Here is a 24,660-nt window from a genome sequence, read left to right on the forward strand (position 1 = left end):
GTATGTCCTGTTCGCGCCGCTTAGCTATTGGGCACTTGGTCTTGCGCCGTATTGTCCGCGATTTCCGATCCCGGGCAGCGACGCATCTCGAACTGCATCATGCGCGTGAGGCGCAGCAGCTCGGTTGAATAATTCATCAGGGCGAGGCGATCTTCGTCGCTATATTCGTCCTTGTCGTGGATGTGCTCCAGCTTCGGGCCTTCCGTGGCTGCGAAGTCCTCGCGCTGGGTGCGAAGCTCGGTGACGCGCGCCACGCAGGCGGCGTCGACCGTCGTTTCCTGTTCCGCACGATACCGGCGGTGATTGGAAAGACCGGCCGCAATCAAGCCGTCGAGATCAGCGCCGCGCGCGACATGGATGCGGCGGATCGTCTCGAAGATCTCCGCGACATGTTCGGGGCTGGCTTCATCGGTGCGCCCGCGCTCGGACAAGCGATCGTTAGCGCCCTGCTCCAGCTTGACTGCCTGCTTGGCGCAGCGCTGGATATCGCCTCGATACTGGTCAGCGAACCCTCTTCCGTCGCCGACGATGTAGTTCCCGCTCTTGAGGCAGCTGTAATAGTCATCGACGAAAGCGCCGATGAGGCTCGGGTATTCGAGTGCCCAGGTTTCGGAATCTTCCGGATACTCGGCTGTTACGGCTTCGCCTGCCTGAGAACTGACAAGCAGTAGGGAGGCGGCAGTAGCAAGGATCATCGGTTGGCTCCTTCGTGATCGGCGCGGCGCTGGCGCTTGTCGGCGATACGGCTGCGCATGCCGAGCGTGATGCGTTCGAGCACGGCATCCATGTTTTCGAGGATGTCCTTGGCGGCGATGCGCATCACGCGGATGCCGACAGCCTCGAGGCTCTTGTCGCGGCGCTTGGCGAGCGTGTCGTTCTGGCCCTCCTCGTCGATGGCGATCGCCATGCCGAGCTTGTGACAGTTGAAGTCGACGATCGCGCTGCCGACGACGGCATGGCGCTTGAAGGTGAAGGGGCCGAGATTGGCCTTGGCGAACTTTTCGGCCAGCGCCTTGTGCGCCTCGGTAGAGTGGCGCCGCATTTCGCGTGCCTGTTCATGCAGCGCATCGAGCCGCTTCTCGGAAATCTCCCAGCCGCGGCCCTTCTTCTTGATCGAAGGGGCCTCGTCACCGGTTTCGGACGGATCGCGGAGTTGGAGGGTCTTGCGGTCGGTCACTGGGCTTCAGCCTTTTCTTGCGCGTCCATGAGCAGGCTACGCGCCAACCCTTCGTGTATTTCATCGAACTCGGCTTGAGATGCCGCCATGGTCGGCACCGCCCCGCTCTCAAGGGCGGTCGATCGTTGCGCATCACAGGCCCGGAGGATCACAGCTACGACCTCGTCCTGTGAGCCCGCGTCCGGGGCAGACCCGGCAGCCTCGTCATTGATGCAATTTGCATAGGCGAGGGTCGCAGTCGAGACATCCTCGAACGACGCCTCTTTCTCCGCACTCTGCCCGCACGCAGCAGCGAATAGGGCACAACCCAGAATCCATTCGCGCCGCATCACCCCACACTCCCCTCAAGCGAAATAGCCAGCAGCTTCTGCGCTTCGACGGCGAACTCCATCGGCAGCTCTTTGAGCACGTCCTTGGCAAAGCCGTTGACGATCAGCGCCACGGCCTCTTCCTCGTCGAGCCCGCGCTGCATGGCGTAGAACAGCTGGTCGTCCGAAATCTTGGACGTCGTCGCTTCGTGTTCGATCGTGGCCGAGGGGTTCTTCACCTCGATATAGGGCACGGTATGCGCACCGCATTTGTCGCCCAGCAACAGGCTGTCGCACTGGGTGAAATTGCGCACATTGTCGGCATTGGCCGCCACGGCCACGCGCCCGCGATAGGTGTTGTTCGACTTGCCCGCCGAAATACCCTTGGAGATGATCGTCGAACGGCTGCCCTTCCCGTTGTGGATCATCTTGGTGCCGGTGTCGGCCTGCTGGAAATTGTTGGTCACCGCGACCGAGTAGAATTCGCCCACGCTGTCTTCGCCGTTGAGCACGCAGGACGGATATTTCCACGTCACTGCGCTGCCGGTTTCGACCTGCGTCCAGCTGATCTTCGAGCGCGCGCCTTGGCACAGGCCGCGCTTGGTGACGAAATTGTAGATCCCGCCGACGCCTTCGGAATTGCCCGGGTACCAGTTCTGGACGGTCGAGTACTTGATCTCGGCATCTTCCATCGCGACCAGTTCGACCACGGCGGCATGGAGCTGGTTTTCATCGCGCATCGGCGCGGTGCACCCTTCGAGATAGCTGACATAGCTGCCCTTCTCGGCAACGATCAGCGTGCGTTCGAACTGGCCGGTATTTTCGGCATTGATGCGGAAATAGGTCGACAGCTCCATCGGGCAGCGCACGCCTTCGGGCACGTAGACGAAGGTGCCGTCCGAAAAGACCGCGCAGTTCAGTGTCGCGAAGTAGTTGTCCTTTTGCGGCACGACCTTGCCGAGCCATTTCTTCACCAGCTCGGGATATTCCTGGATCGCCTCGCTGATGGAAAGGAAGATGACGCCCGCCTTCTTCAATTCCTCGCGGAAGGTGGTCGCGACGCTGACGCTGTCGAACACGGCATCGACGGCGACCTTGCGCGCCCCTTCGACCCCGGCGAGCACTTCCTGCTCTGCCACGGGAATGCCGAGCTTGTCATAGACCGCCTTGATCTCCGGATCGAGCTCGTCGAGCGACTTGAGCTTTTCCTTCTTCTTGGGCGCGGCGTAATAATAGGCATCCTGGTAATCGATTTCCGGATAGCCGAGCTTCGCCCAGTTCGGCTCTTCCATCTTCTGCCACAGGCGGAAGGCCTTGAGCCGCCAGTCGAGCATCCACTCCGGCTCGTTCTTCTTGGCCGAAATGAACCGGACCGTGTCTTCGGTCAGGCCCTTTTCGGCATATTCCGTCTCGATATCGGAGGACCAGCCGTGCTCGTATTCGGCCGCCTTTTCGGCAGCTTCACGCGCATCCTTGTCCATTTCCGCGCGGTCCTGGATGTCCATGTCTTCGCTCACGCGAGTTCCTTTTCCTGCGCCAGCTGCACCAGGCTGATGTCAGCCAGCGCCCTGCGCAAAGTTTCGTTCACCAGCGGCCAGTGCGGCCTGACCCGGCATTCATGATCGACCGAACAATCGGTTCCCTCGACACAGGCGGTGAGGGCGATGGGGCCTTCGACGGCCTCGACGATATCGGCCAGGCTGATTGCTGCAGCCGGCCGGGCCAGCTGCAAGCCGCCGCCTGCACCGCGTACCGAACGGAGCAACCCTGCGCCCACCAGCTTGCTGACCAGCTTCTGCACGGTGGGTGCAGGAAGGCCGGTTTCCGCAGCCAGTTCGGACGCACTTACCCTGCCCCCGCCGCAATGGCGGGCCGCTTGGCTCATCGTGACGACAGCGTAATCTGCAAGGTTCGAAAGGCGCATATCTTAAATCGGACGAATCTGTTCCGATTAGCCACGTATGGGCGCAAACCCGCGGTTTCAACGGATTTCCGCTTGTTGCGAGTCGTTAGCAGTTCTGGCTTAGTTGGGGGTGCGGCCGAGCTGGCGGTCCTGGCTGCCGCCGAACAGGTCGACCGAGGAATAGCCGTCGGGCCCAAGCATGTCGCGGACCGGGGTTTCCTTGTTCACCTCAAGCCGGCGCGGCGTGCGCCCGGTGAACTCGCGGATTTCCTTGATCATGTGTGCCTGGTCGTAAAACGCATCGCGGATTTCCGCTTCGAGTTCGGGGTCAAGCTGCGGCAGCGACAGGATCGTGGCGGCGCGAACCGCACGATAGCGGCGAATCAGGCGAACCGGGGGCTGGCCGAAGAAGCGCGTGACGAGGCGCTGCATCTGCCGTTCCGAATAGGGCAGCTTGTCCTGCAATTCCTCGATGTCCGGCTTGAACGAAGAGGACAGCCACTGCAGCGTCGTGTCGATCACCTGGACATGGCGCTCGGACAATTCGCTGATCCCGCACCGCACGATGTCGGCCAGTTCTTCGAGGCCGGCCTTCTCGTCCATCCTGCCCTCGCGCACGGCAAGGGGAAGCGCCTTCAGCCGGTCTTGCAGATCGGGAGCGAAAGCCTTTTCGATCGGGACGAAACAATCGTGGTATTCGTTCACGGGCAGGCCCGTCAGCGCAGCCCAGCCGCGAAAGTTCAGCGAGAAGCCCAGCATCAGCATGGGGCCATGAATATGGAATTCGCGCGCCTTCAGCAGCGCGCCTTGCATCACGACATTGCCTGTTCGCGATGGCTTGCCCTTCTCGAAGAATACGTCCGCCGAACCCTGAGGCACTACGGCGAGTTGTCCGGAATAGGCGGGCAGGCAGTCCTCGAACCCCGGCGCTTGCGCCCGGAAGATGTAAAGCGAATTGCAATAGGGCTTCAGGTCCGCCGGGGCTTCGATAAATTCGAAGCTGTACGGAAGGCCATCTGCCCCGTTTGGATTTTCCAAGCTCTGTCCCCTGCGACCCGAGCACCCATTCGTGCGCAGTAACTAGCGTTGCGCGATTAAACAGGCAATTGTCCTATGTTTATGTCCGGAATGTGACGGGGCAAAATGAAGTGCAGAATTCCAGCCGGACAAAAAAAGGGCGGCCCGTTGAGAGCCGCCCTCTATAGTTGAGAACTCGTTGCAAAGCTGCTCCGAGCCCTTCGGGTCGCAGGTGCTGAATAGAACGAGTCGGCCGATTTTTGATTGTATGCATGCGACACTCGTTTCAATTCAGGCAACTTTGGCGGAATTTTACAATGACTTGAGGCGCTCGCTCGACAGCCGATTGCGGCTGCGTCATAGCGCCCGCCCATGATCTTCCATCTTGCCCGTCCCGCCCTGTTCGCACTCGACCCCGAGCGCGCGCACCGCCTTACGATCGCCGGACTGAAAGCAATGCCGCGGGCAACCCGATCGCGCCCCGGCAAACTCGCTGTGAATGTGGCCGGACTCGAATTCCCCAACCCCGTTGGCATGGCAGCAGGGTTCGACAAGGACGCAGAAGTGCCCGACCAATTGCTGGGCCTGGGATTCGGCTTCACCGAGGTCGGCTCGATCACGCCGCGCCCGCAGTCTGGCAATCCGAAGCCGCGCCTGTTCCGGCTGGTGGAAGACCGCGCCGTCATCAATCGCATGGGTTTCAACAATGGCGGCGGAGAAGCGGCCCGCCAGCGGCTAGAGGCGAGAGCGCTCCGTGGCGGGATCGTCGGTATAAACATCGGCGCCAACAAGGACAGCGAAGACAGGGTTACCGATTACGTCGAAATGACGCGCATGATGGCGCCGCTGGCCAGCTATCTCGCGGTCAACATCTCCAGCCCCAACACACCGGGCCTGCGCGCCTTGCAGGACGAGAGCGCCCTTACCGGGCTGCTCGAAGCGGTTCTCGATGCGCGCGGCGATGAAGGTCCACCGGTTTTTCTCAAGGTCGCACCGGATCTTGAACCGGCAGATATCGATGCGATCTCGCGCATCGCGCTCGACAAGAAACTGGGCGCACTGATCGTCTCGAATACGACCATCACGCGGCCCGACCTGGCGTCGCGACAGCGTGACGAAGCCGGCGGCCTTTCGGGCAAACCGCTGCGCGACCTCGCACAGCAGCGGCTCGAGGATTTCCGCAGCGCGACAGGCGGGGGCATACCGCTGGTCGGCGTCGGCGGAATTGCGACCGCAGAAGATGCCTGGGCACGCATCCGGGCGGGAGCGAGCCTGGTCCAGCTATACAGCGCCATGGTCTACGAGGGACCGGGCCTGCCCCGTGCGATCACTCGCGGGCTGGAACGCCTGATGAAGCGTGACGGCTTTTCCTCGATTGCAGAGGCCGTCGGAACGGCATAGCGTCGCCGACCATGAGAAACATCTTCGTAACCTCGCTCGCATCGCTCGCCCTCGCCGGGTGCGCGACCTATCCCGCACCCGCGCCTCAGGACACGGTCGCCACCGTGCCCGCAGGAGCGGTGAGCGCCGCCGATCCGCGCGCGCAGGAAGCGGGCGAGGCGATCCTCGCCAAGGGTGGCAGCGCCACCGATGCAGCGATCGCTGTGATGCTGGCACTCACGGTGGTCGAGCCACAAAGTTCCGGCATCGGCGGTGGCGGCTTCCTGGTGCGTGGCGAAGCCGACGGCGATGTCACGACATTCGATGGACGCGAGACCGCGCCCGCCGCCGCGACGCCCGACTGGTTCCTCGACGATGAAGGAAATGTACCGCCATTCATGCAATCGGTCCGCAGCGGCCTGAGTGTGGGCGTGCCGGGCAACATCGCGCTCGCCGCGAAGGCCCATGCCGCGCATGGCAAGCTGGCATGGTCGGAGCTGTTCGGCCCGGCCATCGAGCTGGCACGCGAAGGCTTCCAGATTAATCCGCGGATGCACGATGCGCTTGGCCGGTCGAAGGATCGCGCCGCACACACCGCCGAAGCGCGGGCGCTTTATTATGACACCTTCGGAGAGCCGCTTCCGGTCGGCACGCTGGTGCAGAACGAGGCGCTGGCGCGCACGTTCGAATCGCTAGCCAGCGGCGGCCGCGAGGCATTCTATTCCGGCACCCGCGCCCTTGCGATTGCGACGGCTGTGGCGGCAGACACGCCTAAACCGGGCGCGATGACCTATGAGGACATCGCCGGTTACGAAGCAAAAGAACGCAACGCTGTCTGCAGCAGCTATCGCACCTATCGCATCTGTTCCATGGGTCCGCCGACATCGGGCGGCGTGGCGGTCCAGCAGATGCTCCTCCAGCTCGAACGGTTCGATTTGGCATCCTTGGGCGCGGACAATCCGGTCACCTGGCACCTGTTCCTCGAATCGCAGCGGCTCGCCTATGCCGACCGCGAGATCTACCTTGCCGACACCGACTTCGTGAGCGTTCCGGTCGAAGGGCTGCTCGACCGCACCTATCTTGCCGGCCGGAGTGCGCTGATTTCGCCGCAGGAATCGTTGGCCGAGGCGAAAGCCGGAACACCGCCCGGTGCCACCACCGCAATGGCCGACGGCGACGAGCCGGAAGAACACGGCACATCGCACTTCGCCGTCGTCGACAGCGAGAATACGATGGTGAGCTATACCTCGACGATCGAGGGCGCGTTCGGCTCTGGCCTGATGGTCGGTGGTTTCTATCTCAACAACGAGCTGACCGACTTCAGCCGCTCGCCTGTCGTGGAGGGACGAGAGGTGGCCAACCGGGTCGAGGGCGGGAAACGGCCGCGCTCGTCCATGTCACCGACCGTGATCTACGATTCCCAAGGACGGCCGTTCATGGCCGTCGGCGCTGCGGGCGGCAGCACGATCCCGGTGACGACCGCGCGCGCCATCATTGGAGCGATCGACTTCGGATTGTCGGCCGAAGAGGCGCTGCGCCTGCCGTTCATGATGGCCTTCGGCGAGCGCGTATTGCTGGAAGAAGGCACATGGCTTGAGGATCAGGCAGAGGCCTTCCGCGCGCTCGGTCACGAAGATCTGGTCATACGCCAGGCGCCGATCAAGGCGGGCGCGCTGCTGATGCGCGGCGATAGGTGGCAGAGTGCGCGCGATCCGCGCCTCGAAGGATTTGTCGATATGCCCTGAGGGGCGAAACGCAGCTCTCTTGCTGTTGGCGCGGCGTGAGCCTAAGCCCCTGCCGTGCGGCCTTGCCGCGTCAGAACAGAACAGAACATACGTTTTTCGAGGAGCCTGCCTGTGCTGTCGGATATCGATTCCGCGAACAATCTGGTCGAACTTTTCCTGAAGCGCGCCGATGCCAAGACCGACCAGCCGTTCCTCGGCTGGAAAGCGGATGGCAGCTGGCAAACGATGAGTTGGGGCGAAGCGGCAAACCGCGTCTGCCTGCTCGCCGGAGCCCTGCGCGGGCTCGGCCTCAAGGACGGCGACCGCGTGTGCCTCGTCTCCGAGAACCGCCCGGAGTGGTGCATCGCCGATCTCGCGATCATGGCGGCAGGGTGCATCACGGTTCCCGCCTACGTTACCAACACCGAGCGCGATCACGCACATATTCTCGACAATTCGGGCTCGCGCGCGGTTATCGTCTCGACCGAAAAACTGCTCAAGCCGCTACACGGCGCGCTGCAATCGACCGGCATTGCTGAGCATGTCATCGGCATCGAGGACCTGCATCGCCAGCAGTCGGGCAGCTTCACCTATCATGACTGGTCGACCATGATCGAAGGCGACGCCGTGGCTGCGCGGGCCGCGGTCGAGAAGCGCATTGCCGAGATCGGCAGGGGCGATACGGCTTGTATCATCTATACCAGCGGCACCGGCGGTGCCCCGCGCGGGGTGAAGCAGCATCACGGCGCGATCCTGTGCAATTCTGCAGGCGCGGCGGAAATCCTGATCGAGGATTTCGGGCTTGGCGACGAAGAGCGATTCCTCTCCTTCCTCCCGCTGTCGCACGCCTATGAGCATACCGGCGGCCAATTCCTGCCGATCAGCGTTGGGGCGCAGATCTTCTATTCCGAAGGGCTGGAAAAGCTCGCGAGCAATATCGAGGAAACCCGCCCCACCATCATGGTCGTCGTGCCGCGCCTCTTCGAAGTGCTGCGCACACGGATCATGAAGCAGGTCCAAAAGCAGGGCGGCCTTGCCGAAAAGCTCATGAACACCGCGCTCGAAGTCGGCGCCCGCCGCGCAGAGGGCAAGCGCCAGTTCGGCGACGGCTTGAAAGATGCGATGGTCGGGCGGCTCTTGAAGCCGAAGATCCGCCAGCGCTTCGGCGGCAGGATGAAGGCTATGGTATCGGGCGGCGCACCGCTCAACCCCGAAGTCGGTATCTTCTTCGATTCGATGGGCCTCACCATGCTGCAAGGATACGGCCAGACCGAGGCGGGCCCGGTGATCGCCTGCAACAGGCCCAAGGCTGGCATCGCGATGCATTCCGTCGGTCCTGCCATGCGCGGCGTTGATGTGAAGATCGCCGAGGATGGCGAAATCCTGTGCCGCGGCGAGCTTGTCATGCACGGCTACTGGCAGAACGAGTCGGAGACCGAGCGCACGATCAAGGACGGATGGCTGCACACGGGCGATATCGGCCATTTGGACGAGAAAGAACGGATCGTGATCACCGATCGCAAGAAGGACATGATCGTCAACGACAAGGGCGACAATGTCGCGCCCCAGAAGATCGAAGGCATGCTGACGCTGCAGCCCGAGATCGGGCAGGCCATGGTGGCGGGCGACAAGCGCCCCTACATCGTCGGCCTGCTGGTGCCGGATGCCGAATGGGCAGTCGAATGGTCGCGCGCCAATGGCAAGAAGTTCGACCTCAAGGCGCTGCAGGACGATCCGGAATTCCGCAGCGCCGTGCGCAAGGCGGTCGACCGCGTGAACAAGGACCTGTCGGTCATCGAGAAAGTCCGCCAGTTCGCCTTTGCAGACGAAGCCTTCAGCATCGAGAACGAGGAAATGACCCCCTCGATGAAAATCCGCCGCCACAAGATCAAGGAACGCTACGGCGACCGGCTGGACGGGCTTTACCGGGGTTAGGCTGCTTCGATCCGTTTGCGAAACTGTCCTAGCTGACCGCTGAGCAACTTGAACGCTTGTCCTAACTGGGAAGAAAATTCTTCGGCTTCCGATTGTTTAACGGCCCAGCGCTCTTCTTTCCCCACGTTCGAGCGGTAAGTTTTCAAATCATAGATCGCGATCCAAGCACCTTTCTGATCGACTGCGATGGTCGCGACGCCATGCGCGAGATACTGACGGTTTTGCTCCAGAGATTGCCAGCTTTTCAGTGCTTTCGACAACGCTGATTTCTGTTTGTCGGTCGCATCGATCTCACCTGATAGGGCAATCAAGTCTGACAGACGCTGACCGGCGAGATGTCTGATGTTTCGGAGTTTCCCACTTGCCTGTGCGGCTTCGAGCGTCTTCGCAACCGCAGCCTCGGTGCGGGCAAAGTAATTGAGGCATGAGCCTCGCCAGCAGTCGGCAGCGTGGGCCAATTCGACAAGATCAGACATCGATTACGCAGCCGCTTCCTCGATAAATTCGGGGTAGAAGCTCGGCGCGCGGTCGGACCAGCCGGGAGCGGTTGCGGCGGCTTCGCTTAGCGATTGCAGCAGCATCTTGCGCCGGTCGGGCCGGATTTGCGGAAGGGCGGCTGCGGCGCAAAAGGCGCTCGGCAGCCATGGCCGTGCGTCGGCGCCGAGCAGACGCTCGTAGAGGAACCGGAAAGCCGAGAAGCTGTCGATCCGCTCCTGCGCCAGGTCGAAGGCGGCGACGCGGGTAAGCTTGCCCACGAAACCCTCGATCCGGTCGAGGCTCGAATCTACCGGGATCGAACCGCGCAGGGCCTTGAGTTCCTGATAGGTCACATACTGGCTGCGGATCGCTGCGTTCTCGCCCGCATTGCGCCCCCAGATGCGGAAGGCATCGCACCGGCCGAGGCCGATATCGAGGCTGCGCCGGATGTATCGCTGTTCCGCCGCAGTGAAGCTGGCGAACTCGCGCATCTCTGCGATGGTCATCGAAGCGGTATTTGCAACGGCCATGATCGGCACCCCCCCTGTTACAGGTAGAGTGTCCGCGAATATGGTTAACGTCCGGTAAGCGGCCTGGGCCGGATCAGATCAGGCCGGCAAGCGGGCTCGACGGATCGGCGTATTTCCGCGTCGCCATGCGCCCGGCGAGATAGGCATCGCGCCCGGCCTCGACCGCCCTCTTCATGGCGCGGGCCATGCGGATCGGGTCTTTCGCTTCCGCGATCGCAGTGTTCATCAGCACGCCGTCGCAACCCAGTTCCATGGCCACCGCAGCATCGCTGGCTGTGCCGACACCCGCATCGACCAGCACAGGGACGTTGGCGCCTTCCTTGATGAGCCGGATCGTCACGCGGTTCTGGATGCCAAGGCCCGAGCCGATAGGTGCGCCGAGAGGCATGACCGCGACCGCGCCCGCATCTTCGAGCTGCTTGGCTGCGATCGGATCATCCACGCAGTAGACCATGGGCAAGAAGCCCTCCTTGGCGAGCGTTTCCGTCGCGGTGAGCGTTTCGCGCATGTTCGGATAGAGCGTGCGCGCCTCGCCCAGCACCTCCAGCTTGACGAGGTCCCAGCCGCCTGCCTCGCGCGCCAGCCGCAAGGTGCGGATGGCGTCTTCGGACGTGAAGCATCCCGCGGTGTTCGGCAGGTAGGTGACCTTCTTGGGGTCGATATAATCGGTCAACATCGGCGCCTTGGGGTCGCTGACATTGACCCGGCGCACCGCCACAGTGACGATTTCCGCCCCGCTCGCTTCGAGCGCGGCAGCGTTCTGTTCGAAATCCTTGTATTTGCCAGTGCCCACGATGAGGCGGCTCTTGAAGGTACGACCCGCCACGCTCCAGCTGTCGTCGCCCTGGCCGCCACCCACGAAATGGACGATCTCGAGCGTATCTCCATCCGCGATCGCGTGCGAATCGAGTTCGCTGCGCGGAGCAATCACGCCATTGTGCTCGACTGCGACCTTGGCCGGATCGAGTTCGAGCTCACGCACGAGTTCGGCGATGGTCGAGGCAGCGGTGCGGCGGGTTTCGCCATTTACAGTCAGCGCAATCATGCGCCCGACTTAGTCTCCGCAGCGCTCCTTGCAAGCGGCCGAGTGGCAATGGCGCATATTCAATATGTGTCCGAGCGAAACCAGGGCGACCCCGATGATCGTCAGGACCGCTTCCTTCATCCCGTGCGGAACGGCCAGCGCACCGCCCATGAAGGTCAGGCCGGTCATGGCGATAACGAAAGGCGCGGCCATCCGGTGGCGCAGTGCGCCCCAGCCGATTGCAACTGCCGCGATCAGCGTGGCGACAACGAGCCCCCAGCGATGCAGTTCGGGTGCAAGGAAGAATTCCCCGCCGATGCCAAGACCGGAAACGAGCACGATCGAAAGCAGGCAATGAAGCGCGCACAGGCCCGAAAGGCCGATACCGACACGGTCGAGACGCCGACGAATCGGAGAAATGGCGCGTTGCAACATGTCATGCGAGATATGTGATAGTATCACGTGATACAAGGGTCTCGCGTTAAAACCTTTCTTTTTCCGGACTTGCAGGCGGCGAACCTGCCGTTGAGCGATTCTCACTTGCGCTCGCGTCCTGCGGCGGCAAACAGGCGCGTCATGATTTCCAATCCTGCGCAGCTTCGCCCGATTGCCCTTGCAAACTGGCTCTTTTTCGTCGCCGCTATGGTTATCGTGATGGTCGCCGTGGGCGGCATCACACGCCTCACCGAAAGCGGCCTTTCGATTACCGAATGGAAACCGATAACGGGCGCGATCCCGCCCTTGAGCGAAGCGGCCTGGCAAGCGGAGTTCGACCTCTACAAGGCGACCGGCGAGTATAAGAATGTGACCGGACCCGCCGGAATGGATCTGGCTGCCTTCAAGTTCATCTATTTCTGGGAGTGGTTCCATAGGCTCTGGGGCCGGCTGATCGGCCTTGCCTTCGCCTTGCCACTCGCCTGGTTCTGGGTCCGCAAGGCAATCCCGCAAGGCTACAAGCTTCGCCTGGTCGCGCTGCTGGCGCTCGGCGGACTGCAGGGCGTCTTCGGCTGGTTCATGGTCAAGAGCGGCCTCAACGAGACGATGACCGACGTCAGCCACTTCATGCTGTCGCTCCATTTCCTCACAGCCATGCTGACGCTTGGCGCGCTGGTCTGGGTCGCGCTCGACCTCAGGCAGTTTGCGCGAGGCAACAAGCGCATGGCGCATTGGACCGCGACGGCGAGCTGGGTCGGTGCCGTGCTGTTCCTCCAATTGCTCTTGGCTGCGTGGTTGGCGGGCCTCAATGCCGGGCTCGCCAGTGACAGCTGGCCGCTGATGCAGGGGCGCTTCATCCCCGAATATGATAGCTCGCGCGGCCTGCTCTACGCGATGGCGCACGATCCCTACCTCATCCACTGGATGCACCGCTGGTGGGCGTGGGTGGCCGTCGCCGCACTGATCGTGATGGCCCGGAGGGTGCGCACAATCGAGCGCAAGGCTTCGGTTGCGATCCATTCGGCATTCGGGACGCAAATCGTCCTGGGTATAGCCACCGTGATGACCGGCGTTTCGCTCTGGATAGCGGTTTCGCACCAAGTGGTCGGCGCGCTGCTGGTGGCAGCCTTTGTTTGGGCCGCACATCTCCTTGGACGCAGGGTGTGACCGCCCTGATCTATTGTCCGTTCCCCGACGAGGATAGCGCGAAGGAAACCGGTCGCGTCCTGATCGAGGAAGGGCTGATAGGCTGCATCAATGTCGGGGCATCAATCTATTCGCTTTTCGTCTGGAATTCCGAGATCGGGGAAGGCGAAGAGATTCCGGTCCTTATAAAGACGGACAAGTCCTTGCTTGAGCGGGCAATTTCCCGGCTGGAAGACTTGCACCCTTACGACACTCCGGCAATACTCGGATGGCCCTGCATCGCCGGATCGGCCACGACCGATTGGCTGGGGCATTTGGGGAGCGGGGTCGATGACTGACAGCAAACGGCGACGCGTCTTGCGTGCCCTGGGTGCGCTGGCCTTGCTGCCGATGGGCGCGACGCACGTGATTGCCTCCCCCAGAAAGCCGGTCGCATTTCCGCAACATCCGATCCGGCTGAGGCGCAAACTGGTCCGCAGCCTTCGTGGAGGTGCCGCCATCGAGGTGGTGCGCGACTGGTCCTGTAAGTTCGAGAAATTGGGTGCAGGCGCCCGGCTAAGCGGGCAACAGGTAGCCGTCAGCGTACAGGTCCCGCCTCCTCTAAAGGCGATGGCCGCGATCGAGGAGCAGCGGGATGCAAGCGGTTTCCTGCCATTGGAACTGGATCGTACAGGTTTGATCGTCGACTGGTCGCAAGGGCAGGGCGTCGGCGCCCGCCAGGCCGTCAGACAAGCGATCGAAATGTTCGACGACGCCTTCGCTAACGCGAGCGAAAGGCAGACCGCGGCGGATTTCGTGACGAATATCGGCAAGACGGCGGCCGAAATGGTCAGCCAGATACCGCAGGATCTGATCTATCCTGTCCCCGGGACCCGGATCGACACGCGTCCGGTGGAACTTTCTGAGGGGCTCTCGGGCTCCTACGAAGTGGCGGTGACGGTCGAGGTCGATCCTGTTAGCGGCCTGCTGCGCACATTCGAGCGAACCGTGGCGACAACTGTCGGCTATACTTCGCGCCAGTCCGGCGAGGTGTGGGAAATCGCCTGATTTATCTCTGCGTACTATTTTACCTCCCCCAAGACGCGCGGAAAAGCTTGACGAATCGAGGTTCAAACGCCAATTGGCGCGCGCTCAGCAGGTCTGATTCAAGGCTTGCGATGTGATTTCGTGTCGGCTGACGGCACGTTGAACTCGAGAAAACGGACATCAAGCCATGAAGGCTCTCACCAAGGTGACCCAGTCGGCAAAGCCGGCAGAGGTCGAAAAGGACTGGCACATCATCGACGGGGAAAACCTCGTCGTCGGCCGTCTTGCGGCGATTATCGCCAACATCCTGCGCGGCAAGCACAAGCCGAGCTACACTCCGCACGTCGATTGCGGCGATCACGTCATTGTCATCAACGCCGACAAGGTGAAGTTCACCGGCAAGAAGATGACCGACAAGATCTATTACAAGCACACCGGCCACCCCGGCGGCATCAAGGAAACGACCCCAGCCAAGGTGCTGGAAGGCCGTTTCCCCGAGCGCGTCCTGGAAAAGGCCGTGCAGCGCATGATCCCGCGTGGCCCGCTTGGCCGTGCGCAGATGAAGGCGCTCCACCTCTACAACGGCACCGAGCATCCGCATGAGGGCCAGAAGCCCAAGACGCTCGACGTCGCTTCGATGAACCGCAAGAACAAGGCTGTTGCATAATGGCTGACGAAACCAAGAACGAAACCGTCTCGGATCTCGCAGATCTGAAGGACATCGCCGGCGACGCACCCGAGGGTGATTCGGCAGAGATCGCTGCCAAGGCCGACGTTCCCCTGCGCGAGCAGGAACTCGACGCCCAGGGCCGCGCTTATGCAACCGGTCGTCGTAAGGACGCTACCGCACGCGTCTGGCTCGTCCCGGGCAGCGGCAAGGTCACCGTCAACGGCCGCGATCAGGAAGTGTACTTCGCACGTCCGACGCTGCGCCTCGTGATCGACCAGCCGTTCGCCATCACCGAGCGCCAGGGTCAGTACGACGTGGTCGCCACCGTCAAGGGCGGCGGTCTCTCGGGCCAGGCAGGCGCCGTGAAGCACGGTATCTCGCAGGCACTCGCCAAGTACGAGCCGGCCCTGCGTTCGACGGTCAAAGCCGCCGGCTTCCTCACCCGCGACAGCCGCGTGGTCGAGCGTAAGAAGTACGGCCGCGCCAAGGCACGTCGTAGCTTCCAGTTCTCGAAGCGTTAATTCGCTTCACAAGGTTCTTTACGAACACCGAGGAAGGGCGGCTCCGGTTGGGGCCGCCCTTTTCGTTTGTACTTCTGAGAATTGCTGCGGAGCCAGTCGCCCGGCTGTCAGCGCTGGATCATCATGATCATCCAGGCGAGACCGGTGCCTGCGAAAAAGAGCGGCCAGCTCCACCAGAACTCGTACTGCATCATGTCGGCACGAAAGATCGACAGGAAGCCGCCGCGCGACCCCTGCGATCCGATGATCAATGCGACCACGAAGGTCAGGATGCCCCCAAGGGGCACAGCTTTGACAAATTCCATCGCCAGTTTCCCTTTGTAGAAAACCGACATCGCAGAAACTGGTTAAAATCTGCTTAGGCGACGATCAGTGAACCGGCGGGTCAACCCGAGGGATTTGCCGGACGGGAGCGACCGGCTCTCCCGGGCTGCGGGGAGGCAGTGCATTTTCAGGGACATCGTCGATCTGCATGTCACCGGTCTGCACGTCCTCCAGATTGCGCACTGTGACAGAAAGCCGCTCGCCGTCCCACGCAATTTCGTTGAAGCTGGGCGGTGTAGACCGCGTCCTCTTCGACAGCGTACCGGCACCGATCATCCGGACGGGGCCCTCTACCGTGTCCTCGAGAATATCAAAGGCGTCATGCACGTGACCGGATAAGACGGCCGCGACCGGACGTTTTGCCAGTTCGCGCAGCGCCTTGTCACCGTTCTTCGTCAGCGCAGTCCCTTGCGTGCCAACCTCGCGAAGCGGGTGATGCACTGTGACAAGAGCCTTCTCGCCCGCTGGCAGGTTGTCGATCATCCGCAGGCATTTTTCGAGAGCGGCGTCGGTGACCCATCCCTTGGACCAGTTCAGTCGCGGCTGTGCGCGCACAGCTGTCTTCAGGGGTATTATGGCGAGACAGCCCAGGTCGATTTCGCGTTCGACCTTCTCGCTCATTCCACGAAAGCGGCGATATGGATCTAAGAAGCGTTCGATCGGGTTGAAATACGGCATGTCGTGATTGCCGACTTCGACAGTCACCGGGGCGTCCAGCGAATTGATCCAGCTTGTCGCCGCCGCGAATTCACGATGTCGCGCCCGCATGGTCAAGTCGCCGGTAATCGCCACGGCGTCGGGACGCTTCTCTGAAATCTCCTGTTTCACCCAGTCGAGGGCGCGATTGTTTTCGAGCCCGAAATGAATGTCCGAAAGATGGAATATGCGCCGTGCGTCAGTAGCCATGGTGTGTCGCTAGCAGATCAACCTCGCATGCAGCCACCGTGAATGCGGATCCGGCGCTCACTTTGCCCTTCTCCCCATCCACGAGGACGGGAATATCCTGCTTCTGCTGGCTTTCGAACACCATCTCGTCGACGAGGCCGAGCCTTTCGTGAGGGCCCTCTCGGAACCTGCGGCGCAAGAGGGAGAAACCGTGGCGCAGGTAATCCGTCGTCGTGTCGGCGTAATACCCGTCGAGCTGCATACCGCGATGGGATGGTGTGATTTCAACCAGGGGATAGCCGTCCCTGCGCCCGAGCGCGGGCTCGAGACAATGAATCTTGTCACCTCCCGCGGTCTGCGCGACCGCGTCGCCGGTTTCTTCTGAGAGCGCGGCGACGTCCACGTCGCGCATGGCCTCGCGCACATCGCCCCAAGCGGTTGCCGGCCCCACAAGCAGCCCTGCGAGTGCATCGCCCGCTTCGCAGCGTGCGATATTGGGCCTGACCCTGCGTCCTGCGCCCTTGGCAACACGCGTCACAATCGTTTCGAGATCGGCGTCTTCACCGTGCAACCTCTTGCACAGGAGGTTCATCGTGCCTCCCGGCAGCACGAGGATTTCACCTGACCATCCGTAGAGATTGGTGATGGCCGCATTCAACGTGCCGTCCCCCGTGAAGATGGCGAGGCGTTCGATCCCGGCATTTTCGAGGTCTTCGGCGTTCGGCAGTTCTTCGTCCGGGAAGCATATCCGCCGCGAGATGTTAAAGCCGTGATCGCAGCAATAGGTGTCGAGCGTTTCAAGCGCAGCGTCGCTATTGCTGCCGCTTTCGGCGTTGCACAGAAGCCAGATGGTTTCCTCAGTCGGCATAGGGGTTTAGCGCGCCAGCTCCGAGGCGGTTCCCTGCGGCTATATCCGGCCCGACAAAACCAGCCACGCCGTCCCGAGATTCAGCACGCTATAGACGCCATACGCAGTGACCGCGCCGGGCCATCCGTTACCCGCCAGAAGCATCGCGGCCAGCAACACTAAAAACTCGAAGCCGAGCGACATGCGGCCTCCGGCGCTGCGGTAAAAGCCGGGGAGCGCATCGAGCATGGGGTGTCCACTGTCGAGCACGGCCCGATGAACGGCAAAATTTGCGACCCCAAGAACGAAAAGAACAACCAGAAGCATAGGGGCGAAAGAATAGGCTTGTCGTTCGCAGATTGCGAATCGCGCTTCGTCGGAGGTTGAACGCAAATCGTCCAATCGCCGTCGCCGCCGGTCGATACAGGCGTGCGACTACAGTTGTAGCTGAGTAATACGGTGTGCAGCGGCAGGCCCTACCCCAACAGTCCCCCTAGACACCCGGGGCCTGCCGCCAACTGGAGAGATGTTATGAAGACCCCCCTGATTATGCTCGCCGCCATTGCCCTTGCAGCGCCCGGAGCCGCATCTGCAAACAAGGCGCAGGAAGAAACGATTTCAGTCGAATATCGCGACCTCAACCTGTCCTCGCCGGAAGGCCTGGAACGCCTGGAATTCCGCATCGAAGCGGCAGCACGGAAGGTTTGCGGCCTCGACGAAACGCGCCTCGGATCGCGCATCCGCAGCCGCGATTCCCAGCGCTGCTATGATGAAACCAAGGAAACGATCGATGCCCAGTTTGCTGCCGTCGTAGAACGGCACGCAAGAGGCGGCTGATACCCCCAGTCCGTCTAATCCTCTGGACCCCGATCGGAATGCAGTCCCCCGGTCGGGGTCCTCCCTTTTCCCAGGTAACTCGCCAGACTATTAACGGCCCGCCATCGCCTTGACCTTGGGCAGGTAAGTCCGCCCGATGCGCAGTGCCTCACCGTCATCCATTTCCACCGACCACACGCCAAGCCCATCGTGGCGCAGGCCCTTGATGTGTTCCTTCTTGAGGATGGTCGAACGGTGGATGCGGATGAATTTCGCCGGGTCCAGCCGCTTTTCCAACCCCGCGATCGTCTGCAGCAGGAGATAGGACCTGTCTCCGACGTGCAGGCGCACGTAATCGCGTTCGGCATCGATGCGGCTTACTTCATCGGTTTCGATCCGAATGAGTTCGCTACGATGCGGGATCCACAATTCCTCGAGCCATTTGCTCTCGCTGCGCTCGGTATCGGTGCGCCGTGACAGGGCGCGCTGGATTGCGCGCTCCAGCCTTTCCGGTTTGACCGGCTTCAGCACATAATCGACTGCGTCGAGGTCGAAGGCCTCGACCGCGTAGTTATCGTGCGCGGTAACGAATACGACCGCCGGCCGTTCGTCTTGGCCGGCCAGTTCGCGGGCGACGGAAAGGCCATCTACCTCGGGCATGGTCATGTCGAGCAGGATCAGGTCGGGGCCCAGGGCCTCGATCAAGCGCAGCGCCTGCGCACCGTCGCTGGCAGTGCCCACGACCGAAAGGTCTTCCATTTTCGCGCAGATCACCTGCATGCGCTCAACCGCAAGCGGCTCGTCATCGACGATCAGGGTTTTGAGTTTATCGCCGTTCTCGTCAGCCATGCTTCACCATCGGTAGTCGGAGTTCTGTTTCATAACCGTCGAGCGATGCGCCGGATGTGATCGATGCCTCGTTCCCGAACCGCGCCTCCAGACGATCGCGTACATTGGCGAGGCCGATTCCGAAGCCGCCCTTGTGCCCGCTTGGCATTCCCGGACCGTCGTCACTGACACGCAGCACCAGCCGGCCGTATTCCTCGCGCGCGACGATCCTGATGGTCACCGGCTTGTTGCTGGCCGAAACCCCGTACTTGACCGAATTTTCGACTAGCGGCTGCAAGATCATGCCGGGCACTTTCAACTGGGCAAGGTCTCGGGGAAGGTCGACATCGACCTTCAGCCGCTCGGGGAAACGAACAGACTCAATCTCGAGGTAGTGCTCCTGCAGGTCGATTTCGTCTTCGAGCGTTACATCGCCGGTGGAATCGTCGGCGAGAGAGTGGCGATAGAACCGCGAGATCGACTGGATCATCTGTTCGGCGCGATCCTCCTTGCCGGTCATCACCAAGGCTGAAAGGGAATTGAGCGTATTGAACAGGAAGTGCGGATTGACCTGATAACGCAAGCTGCGCAGCTCGGCCGCCTTCGCCGCACTCCTGAACCGCTCGCCCCTGCGCTCTGCGGCCCTGGCCTGAACTCCGGCGAACATTGCCAGATAGAGCGCGGCCCACGCGAGCAGCAGGAAATAGCGGCTGAGCGCGAGGTCCGTCAGTCGGCGCCAGGTGTCGGCAGCAGTCGGTGCCGGTTCGATTACGATGGATGCCGTGACGGTCTGGCTATCGGCATCGGGTGATCCGTCGCCCGCTCCTCCGTTATCGGGAATGGGCGCGGGCACATCGAGGAGAAGGTTACCCGATTCGTCGCGGCGGATATTTAGGCCCCTCTTCGCGCCTATTTCCTGCCGGACCTGGTCTTCGATGGGCGAGAAAACCATGGTGTTGATCTGCGCAATCAGCAGCGAGGCAGGCGCGGCCATGACGATGGCCACCCACATCTTCACCGCCAGCGTGTGGCGCATGAAGAGCCGGATACATAGCCACAGCAGGACGGTTACCCCCGCCCCCGCGACACAGACCAGGAAACGGCGCCACAGCAGCGCGTCCTGCATTTCCAGACCGACAACCGCACCGCGGGCTGTGATCAGCAGGAAATAGGCCAGCCACAGCCCCGCGATCGAGACGAGGACCGTCCTGACCGGGACATTGGCGACTTCCGAATTCATCTGGCGTTCAGCGTTCAAAACAGGCCCTATGTGCCTGTCTGCCGGTCACAAGGGAAGTCCGGCGGTCGAACGGCTCATGCCGTTGGTCGATGATGAATGCTATTCGGCGGGTTCGAGATCGTTTTCCGCTATGCGCCGACGCCATTCGGCCGGTGCGAGCGTATGGACATTCTTGCCTTCGCTATCCACGGCAACGGTGACAGGCATGTCCTGAACTTCGAACTCGTAGATCGCCTCCATGCCGAGATCTTCGAAAGCGACGACCTCTGCTCCCTTGATCGCTCGGCTGACCAGATAGGCGGCCCCGCCGGTGGCCATGAGGTAGGCCACCTTGAATCTGCTGATGACCTCGACCGCGTCATGGCCGCGTTCGGCCTTTCCGATCATGGCGAGAAGGCCGAGGTCGAGCATCATCTCGGTGAACTTGTCCATGCGCGTGGCAGTGGTCGGACCCGCGGGACCGACGACCTCGCCCATGACCGGATCGACCGGGCCGACATAGTAGATCGCCCTGCCCTTGAATTCGACGGGAAGCTCTTCACCGGCCTCCAGCATGTCCTTGATCCGCTTGTGCGCGGCATCGCGCCCGGTCAGCATCTTGCCAGACAGGAGCAGGCGATCGCCATGTTTCCAGCTGGCGACCTCTTCCTGCGTCAGCGAATTAAGGTCCACGCGCCGTGCGGCCGAATCCGGCTTCCACGTGACCTGCGGGTATTCGTCGATGTTCGGCGGGTCGAGATAGGCGGGACCCGATCCGTCGAGCGTGAAATGCGCATGACGCGTCGCGGCGCAATTGGGAATCATCGCCACCGGCTTTCCCGCCGCATGGCAGGGCGCATCCATGATTTTCACATCGAGCACGGTCGACAGGCCGCCCAGCCCCTGGGCACCGATGCCCTGCGCATTGACCGCATCGAAGATATCGATCCGCAGCTGTTCGAGGTCAGTCTGCGCACCGCGCTGCTTGAGCTGCCCCATGTCAATCGGGTCCATCAGCGACAGCTTGGCCAGCTTCATGCAGTGTTCGGCCGTGCCCCCGATGCCGATCCCGAGCATACCCGGAGGGCACCAGCCCGCACCCATGGAGGGAAGCTGTTCGACCACCCAGTCGACGATGTTGTCGGATGGGTTCATCATCTTGAACTTGGACTTGTTCTCGCTGCCGCCGCCCTTGGCTGCGACGTCGATCTCGACAGTATCGCCGGGGACCATTTCAACCGAGAGTACGCTGGGCGTGTTGTCGCGCGTGTTGCGGCGGGTGAAGGCGGGATCGGCAAGGATCGAGGCGCGCAGCTTGTTGTCCGGATGGTTGTATGCCTGGCGCACGCCCTCATCGACGACTTCTTGGAGGGAACGCTTCGAATCGAGCCGGCAATTCATGCCCCATTTCACGAAGACATTGACGATGCCCGTGTCCTGGCAAATCGGACGATGACCTTCCGCGCACATGCGACTGTTCGTCAGGATCTGCGCGATCGCGTCCTTTGCCGCCGGGCCCTTCTCCGCCTCATACGCCTCGCCCAGGGCGCGGATGTAATCCATCGGGTGATAATAGGAGATGTATTGCAGAGCGTCGGCGACGCTCTCGATCAGGTCCTGTTCCTTGATGGTTGTCATGTCGCTCATCGCCGCGCGTTCCCATGTTGCAGATTTGCGCTCCCCGATAGGCGCGATTGAGGCCATCGGTCAAAGCGCTTGGAAGCAACGGGTCTTGCGCCTAAGGCAACGGGAGCTTGCATAAGCGTGTTATTACTGCAATACAGCTCGCGGATAGCCATGAACACTACAACGACCACTCGCCCCGATTTCTCCGTCGCCCGCAAGGCGATGATCGACAGCCAGTTGCGCACCAGCGGTGTCAACGAGGCTTTCGTCATCGAACGCATGGGGACCGTGCCGCGCGAAGACTTCGTACCCGACAACGCCAAGGGCACGGCCTATATGGACCGCGCCATCCGGCTTGCCGATGGCGGCTTCCTGCCTGCACCGCTGTTTCACGGTGCGATGCTGGCCGAAGCACGCCCTTCGAGCGAGGACAGGGTTCTCGTGATCGATGGCGGCAGCGGATATTTGCCAGCCCTGATCGAACCGCTGGTCGGCTCGGTCGAGGTGTTGAGCGCGGACAAGGCTGCGGCAACGAAGAAAAAGGGCGATTACACACTCGTCCTGATCGACGGTGCCGTAGAGCACGTCCCCGCCAATGTGGCCAAGCTGGTGGCCGAAGAAGGGCGCATCGTAACCGGTCTGGTCGAGCGCGGCGTGACCCGCCTCGCCACCGGACGCAAATCGGGCAAGGCGCTGGCGCTCTTGCCGCTCGCCGAAATGGGCGTTCCCCGCCTCGGCGCATTCGACAAACCGGAAAGCTGGAGTTTCTGAATGAATTCGGGAGGGGTCCGTACAGTCCTGGCGCTTTCGGCAGCTGTCGCAGCGTTAGCCGTACCGCAGGGTGTTGCACACGCAGACACGCTTCAGGAAGCGCTGACGGACGCCTATCTGAATAACCCCACCCTCGAGGCTGCGCGCGCCCAGCTGAGGGCGACCGACGCCGGCGTGCCGCTGGAACGCGCGGCCGGGTTGCCCTCGGTCGATGCCAGCTCGACTTATACCGAGGTCCTCAAGCAGAACTCGACCAGTTTCTTCGCTCCAGGCCGTTCGCTGACTGCCGGGGTCGATCTCGGCGTCCCGATCTATTCCGGCGGGGCGGTCAAGAATGCCGTTCGATCCGCCAAGGAACGTGTCGATGCCGGCCGGGCCGACCTGCGCGCCACAGAAAGCGCCATCTTCAGCCAGGTCGTCGCCGCCTATATGGACGTGCTGCGCGGCCAGGCACTGGTCGCTCTTTCGGCCAACCAGGTGAACGTGCTCTCGATCAACGTCGATGCAACGAGCGACCGATTCGAGATCGGCGACCTGACGCGCACCGATGTTGCCCAATCGCAGGCGCGCCTCGCCGTCGCCCAGGGCGATCTTCGTAGCGCGCAAGCCAACCTCATTGCCGCGCGCGAGACCTACATCGCCCTCGTAGGCGACGCCCCTAGCGAGCTCGCCCCCCCTCCCCCGCTTCCGGGCTTCCCGGAAGACCTATCGACGGCTGTCGATATCGCGCTGGAATCGAATCCGGACCTGATCGCCGCGCGCGAACGGGCCGCCGCCGCAGGCTACGATATCGACGTGGCCGGTTCGGGCCGGCTCCCGCGGGTATCCGTCTTCGCCGGCTACGATTACCAGAACTTCCTTGGCAGTGTGGCCGACGGGCGCCTCGACCCGACCGATCCGGATAGCCCGATCGTGCCCAGCGACCAGACGGCAGCCGGAGCATCGATGGGTGTCTCCCTCCGCCTCCCGATCTTCCAAGGCGGCCGGACGGCAGCGCTCCAGCGCCAGGCGCAGGCCCGCGCTTCCGCTGCGCTCGAAAACGTCATCGCCGCAGAACGCGACGTGATTGCGCAGGTCAGGGCCTCGTGGTCGAGCTGGCAGGCCAGCCTCGCTATCATCGAAAGTTCGCAATCCGCCGTCTCCGCCGCCGAACTGAGCCTCGAAGGCGTGAGGGCGGAAAACTCGATCGGCAACCGGACGATCCTCGACGTGCTCAATGCCGAACAGGAATTGCTGCAAAGCCGCGTCCAGCTCGTGACCGCGCGCCGCAATGCCTATGTCGCAGGCTTCAGCCTCCTCGCTGCAATGGGCCGTGCCGAAGCGCGCGATCTGGGTCTTGCGGACGAAGGTGTCCTCTACGATCCGGTCGTCAATTACGACCGCGTGAGCGGCAATATCTTCGACTGGGCGCGGGATCCCGACCCGGTCGCGCAGTCCCCGAGGACGGTGGATGTCCCTGCTGCGACTGCGGAAATTCCCGAAACTGCTGACTCGGCCGACTAGGCTGGTCTATACCAAGCGTCCCGATTCGGGATTCGTTGGAGGCAACAGGGACAGGCATGGGACAGCAGGGCGAACCTTCGGTCGAGGAAATCCTCGACTCGATCAAGAAAGTCATCGCACGCGATAGCGAAGAGCGCAGCGAGATGATCGCCGAGCGTCGCAGCCGCCGTGCAGCGCCAGCCGAAATCAGCGAACCCGTCGACGAGCAGGAAGCGGAAGACGTGCTCGAGCTGGGCAACGATCTCGGCGAAGAGATCGCTGTCGATGTAGCCCATTCCAGCAATGCGGACGCTTACGCTTCTGACGAGGATGATGACGACGCGGACGCCCTGACCCGCGGCGATACCCGTCAGGCCATGCGCGATAACTTTGCCGCGCTCGCCATGCTTTCGCAGCCCGGCAAGCAGCCGCAGATCGTGCGTCAGGGCGAAACTTCGCTCGAGGGCCTGGTACGCGATATGCTGCGCCCGATGCTGGCGGAATGGCTCGACAACAACCTGCCCGGGATGGTCGAAGACCTCGTGAAGGCAGAGATCGCCCGCATCGCCGGCAAGAAGAGCTAATCCCC

Annotated in this window: 29 protein-coding genes; 12 read left to right on the forward strand and 17 right to left on the reverse strand. The window is 62.2% G+C overall.

All coding sequences use genetic code 11. The annotated features are described in order from the left end of the window. Positions 1–20: 20 nt before the first annotated feature. The 6 genes from BM173_RS02485 to BM173_RS02510 form a co-directional block, all read right to left on the reverse strand. On the reverse strand, positions 21–695 hold the full coding sequence (locus BM173_RS02485) for a hypothetical protein (RefSeq protein WP_090476992.1): 675 nt from the start codon (positions 693–695) through the stop codon (positions 21–23). Then, positions 692–1,177, reverse strand: a complete 486-nt coding sequence (locus BM173_RS02490; RefSeq protein ID WP_090476994.1) for an endonuclease domain-containing protein — start codon at positions 1,175–1,177, stop codon at positions 692–694. Before BM173_RS02490 ends, BM173_RS02485 begins: the two co-directional genes overlap by 4 nt. Then, positions 1,174–1,506 (reverse strand): hypothetical protein, encoded by a 333-nt coding sequence (locus BM173_RS02495; RefSeq protein ID WP_090476996.1) that lies wholly within the window; start codon positions 1,504–1,506, stop codon positions 1,174–1,176. Before BM173_RS02495 ends, BM173_RS02490 begins: the two co-directional genes overlap by 4 nt. Continuing rightward, entirely contained in the window at positions 1,506–2,990 is a 1,485-nt protein-coding gene (gene sufB, locus BM173_RS02500; RefSeq protein WP_245755780.1) for a Fe-S cluster assembly protein SufB, read from the reverse strand. The genes BM173_RS02495 and sufB overlap by 1 nt, the downstream gene beginning before the upstream one ends. 8 nt (positions 2,991–2,998) lie before the next feature. Further along, the gene (locus tag BM173_RS02505; RefSeq protein ID WP_090477000.1) at positions 2,999–3,409 is read right to left on the reverse strand and encodes an SUF system Fe-S cluster assembly regulator; all 411 of its coding nucleotides are present in this window, start codon (positions 3,407–3,409) and stop codon (positions 2,999–3,001) included. Between the two features lie 99 nt (positions 3,410–3,508). Continuing rightward, complete coding sequence (locus tag BM173_RS02510; RefSeq protein WP_090477001.1) at positions 3,509–4,426, reverse strand: AraC family transcriptional regulator; 918 nt, start codon at positions 4,424–4,426, stop codon at positions 3,509–3,511. 351 nt (positions 4,427–4,777) lie between these two features. On the opposite strand from BM173_RS02510, the gene BM173_RS02515 reads away from it, so the two are divergent. The 3 genes from BM173_RS02515 (at position 4,778) to BM173_RS02525 (ending at position 9,444) form a co-directional block, all read left to right on the forward strand. Next, entirely contained in the window at positions 4,778–5,806 is a 1,029-nt protein-coding gene (locus BM173_RS02515) for a quinone-dependent dihydroorotate dehydrogenase (protein ID WP_090477003.1), read from the forward strand. Positions 5,807–5,817: 11 nt separating this feature from the next. After that, on the forward strand, positions 5,818–7,530 hold the full coding sequence (gene ggt / locus BM173_RS02520; protein ID WP_090477004.1) for a gamma-glutamyltransferase: 1,713 nt from the start codon (positions 5,818–5,820) through the stop codon (positions 7,528–7,530). Between the two features lie 111 nt (positions 7,531–7,641). After that, the gene (locus BM173_RS02525) at positions 7,642–9,444 is read left to right on the forward strand and encodes an AMP-dependent synthetase/ligase (protein WP_425438790.1); all 1,803 of its coding nucleotides are present in this window, start codon (positions 7,642–7,644) and stop codon (positions 9,442–9,444) included. Here BM173_RS02525 and BM173_RS02530 read toward each other — a convergent pair. The 4 genes from BM173_RS02530 to BM173_RS02545 all read right to left on the reverse strand — a co-directional run bounded on the left by BM173_RS02530 (position 9,441) and on the right by BM173_RS02545 (position 11,910). Next, positions 9,441–9,920: a hypothetical protein gene (locus BM173_RS02530; RefSeq protein ID WP_090477006.1), complete on the reverse strand. Its 480-nt coding sequence runs from the start codon at positions 9,918–9,920 to the stop codon at positions 9,441–9,443. The genes BM173_RS02525 and BM173_RS02530 overlap by 4 nt on opposite strands. A 3-nt stretch (positions 9,921–9,923) precedes the next feature. After that, positions 9,924–10,451, reverse strand: coding sequence for a hypothetical protein (locus tag BM173_RS02535; RefSeq protein ID WP_090478392.1), 528 nt, complete (start codon positions 10,449–10,451; stop codon positions 9,924–9,926). A 73-nt stretch (positions 10,452–10,524) separates the two neighbouring features. Beyond that, positions 10,525–11,496 (reverse strand): sulfur carrier protein ThiS, encoded by a 972-nt coding sequence (thiS, locus tag BM173_RS02540; protein ID WP_090477008.1) that lies wholly within the window; start codon positions 11,494–11,496, stop codon positions 10,525–10,527. A 9-nt stretch (positions 11,497–11,505) separates the two neighbouring features. Next, on the reverse strand, positions 11,506–11,910 hold the full coding sequence (locus tag BM173_RS02545) for a MerC domain-containing protein (RefSeq protein WP_090477010.1): 405 nt from the start codon (positions 11,908–11,910) through the stop codon (positions 11,506–11,508). Between the two features lie 141 nt (positions 11,911–12,051). Here BM173_RS02545 and BM173_RS02550 point away from each other — a divergent pair, with 141 nt between their 5' ends. The 5 genes from BM173_RS02550 (at position 12,052) to rpsI (ending at position 15,273) form a co-directional block, all read left to right on the forward strand. Continuing rightward, entirely contained in the window at positions 12,052–13,077 is a 1,026-nt protein-coding gene (locus BM173_RS02550) for a COX15/CtaA family protein (protein WP_090477012.1), read from the forward strand. Then, entirely contained in the window at positions 13,074–13,394 is a 321-nt protein-coding gene (cutA, locus tag BM173_RS02555; protein WP_090477014.1) for a divalent-cation tolerance protein CutA, read from the forward strand. Before BM173_RS02550 ends, cutA begins: the two co-directional genes overlap by 4 nt. After that, positions 13,387–14,103, forward strand: a complete 717-nt coding sequence (locus tag BM173_RS02560; RefSeq protein WP_090477017.1) for a hypothetical protein — start codon at positions 13,387–13,389, stop codon at positions 14,101–14,103. The genes cutA and BM173_RS02560 overlap by 8 nt, the downstream gene beginning before the upstream one ends. Before the next feature lie 166 nt (positions 14,104–14,269). Continuing rightward, a complete protein-coding gene (gene rplM, locus BM173_RS02565) occupies positions 14,270–14,749 on the forward strand; it encodes a 50S ribosomal protein L13 (RefSeq protein WP_090477018.1) in 480 nt (159 codons plus the stop codon). After that, positions 14,749–15,273: a 30S ribosomal protein S9 gene (rpsI, locus tag BM173_RS02570; RefSeq protein WP_090477020.1), complete on the forward strand. Its 525-nt coding sequence runs from the start codon at positions 14,749–14,751 to the stop codon at positions 15,271–15,273. Before rplM ends, rpsI begins: the two co-directional genes overlap by 1 nt. A 107-nt stretch (positions 15,274–15,380) precedes the next feature. On the opposite strand, the gene BM173_RS02575 is transcribed toward rpsI, so the two are convergent. The 4 genes from BM173_RS02575 to BM173_RS02590 all read right to left on the reverse strand — a co-directional run bounded on the left by BM173_RS02575 (position 15,381) and on the right by BM173_RS02590 (position 17,731). Then, complete coding sequence (locus BM173_RS02575; protein ID WP_090478394.1) at positions 15,381–15,578, reverse strand: hypothetical protein; 198 nt, start codon at positions 15,576–15,578, stop codon at positions 15,381–15,383. Positions 15,579–15,642: 64 nt separating this feature from the next. Beyond that, positions 15,643–16,503, reverse strand: coding sequence for a metallophosphoesterase family protein (locus BM173_RS02580; RefSeq protein WP_090477022.1), 861 nt, complete (start codon positions 16,501–16,503; stop codon positions 15,643–15,645). Continuing rightward, positions 16,493–17,350 (reverse strand): diacylglycerol kinase family protein, encoded by an 858-nt coding sequence (locus BM173_RS02585; protein WP_090477024.1) that lies wholly within the window; start codon positions 17,348–17,350, stop codon positions 16,493–16,495. Before BM173_RS02585 ends, BM173_RS02580 begins: the two co-directional genes overlap by 11 nt. 39 nt (positions 17,351–17,389) lie before the next feature. Beyond that, on the reverse strand, positions 17,390–17,731 hold the full coding sequence (locus tag BM173_RS02590) for a hypothetical protein (protein WP_245755731.1): 342 nt from the start codon (positions 17,729–17,731) through the stop codon (positions 17,390–17,392). A gap of 129 nt (positions 17,732–17,860) precedes the next feature. On the opposite strand from BM173_RS02590, the gene BM173_RS02595 reads away from it, so the two are divergent. Then, complete coding sequence (locus tag BM173_RS02595; RefSeq protein ID WP_090477028.1) at positions 17,861–18,166, forward strand: UrcA family protein; 306 nt, start codon at positions 17,861–17,863, stop codon at positions 18,164–18,166. 90 nt (positions 18,167–18,256) lie between these two features. Here BM173_RS02595 and BM173_RS02600 read toward each other — a convergent pair whose 3' ends face one another. The 3 genes from BM173_RS02600 to BM173_RS02610 all read right to left on the reverse strand — a co-directional run bounded on the left by BM173_RS02600 (position 18,257) and on the right by BM173_RS02610 (position 21,830). Continuing rightward, positions 18,257–18,994: a LytR/AlgR family response regulator transcription factor gene (locus tag BM173_RS02600; protein WP_090477030.1), complete on the reverse strand. Its 738-nt coding sequence runs from the start codon at positions 18,992–18,994 to the stop codon at positions 18,257–18,259. Next, on the reverse strand, positions 18,987–20,213 hold the full coding sequence (locus BM173_RS02605) for a sensor histidine kinase (RefSeq protein WP_090477032.1): 1,227 nt from the start codon (positions 20,211–20,213) through the stop codon (positions 18,987–18,989). The genes BM173_RS02600 and BM173_RS02605 overlap by 8 nt, the downstream gene beginning before the upstream one ends. A gap of 99 nt (positions 20,214–20,312) precedes the next feature. Beyond that, complete coding sequence (locus BM173_RS02610; RefSeq protein WP_090478397.1) at positions 20,313–21,830, reverse strand: fumarate hydratase; 1,518 nt, start codon at positions 21,828–21,830, stop codon at positions 20,313–20,315. 159 nt (positions 21,831–21,989) lie between these two features. Between BM173_RS02610 and BM173_RS02615 the strand changes: the two genes are divergently transcribed. The 3 genes from BM173_RS02615 to BM173_RS02625 are packed head-to-tail and all read left to right on the forward strand — an operon-like array spanning position 21,990 to position 24,655. Beyond that, positions 21,990–22,589 carry a protein-L-isoaspartate O-methyltransferase family protein gene (locus BM173_RS02615; RefSeq protein ID WP_090477035.1) on the forward strand — a complete coding sequence of 200 codons (600 nt, stop codon included), beginning with the start codon at positions 21,990–21,992 and terminating at the stop codon, positions 22,587–22,589. Further along, the gene (locus BM173_RS02620; protein ID WP_090477037.1) at positions 22,590–24,092 is read left to right on the forward strand and encodes a TolC family outer membrane protein; all 1,503 of its coding nucleotides are present in this window, start codon (positions 22,590–22,592) and stop codon (positions 24,090–24,092) included. It begins immediately after the preceding gene. A gap of 56 nt (positions 24,093–24,148) precedes the next feature. Further along, positions 24,149–24,655, forward strand: coding sequence for a DUF2497 domain-containing protein (locus BM173_RS02625; protein WP_090477039.1), 507 nt, complete (start codon positions 24,149–24,151; stop codon positions 24,653–24,655). Positions 24,656–24,660 lie beyond the last annotated feature (5 nt).

The sequence above is a fragment of the Qipengyuania nanhaisediminis genome (assembly GCF_900115585.1).
Lineage (GTDB): Bacteria > Pseudomonadota > Alphaproteobacteria > Sphingomonadales > Sphingomonadaceae > Qipengyuania > Qipengyuania nanhaisediminis.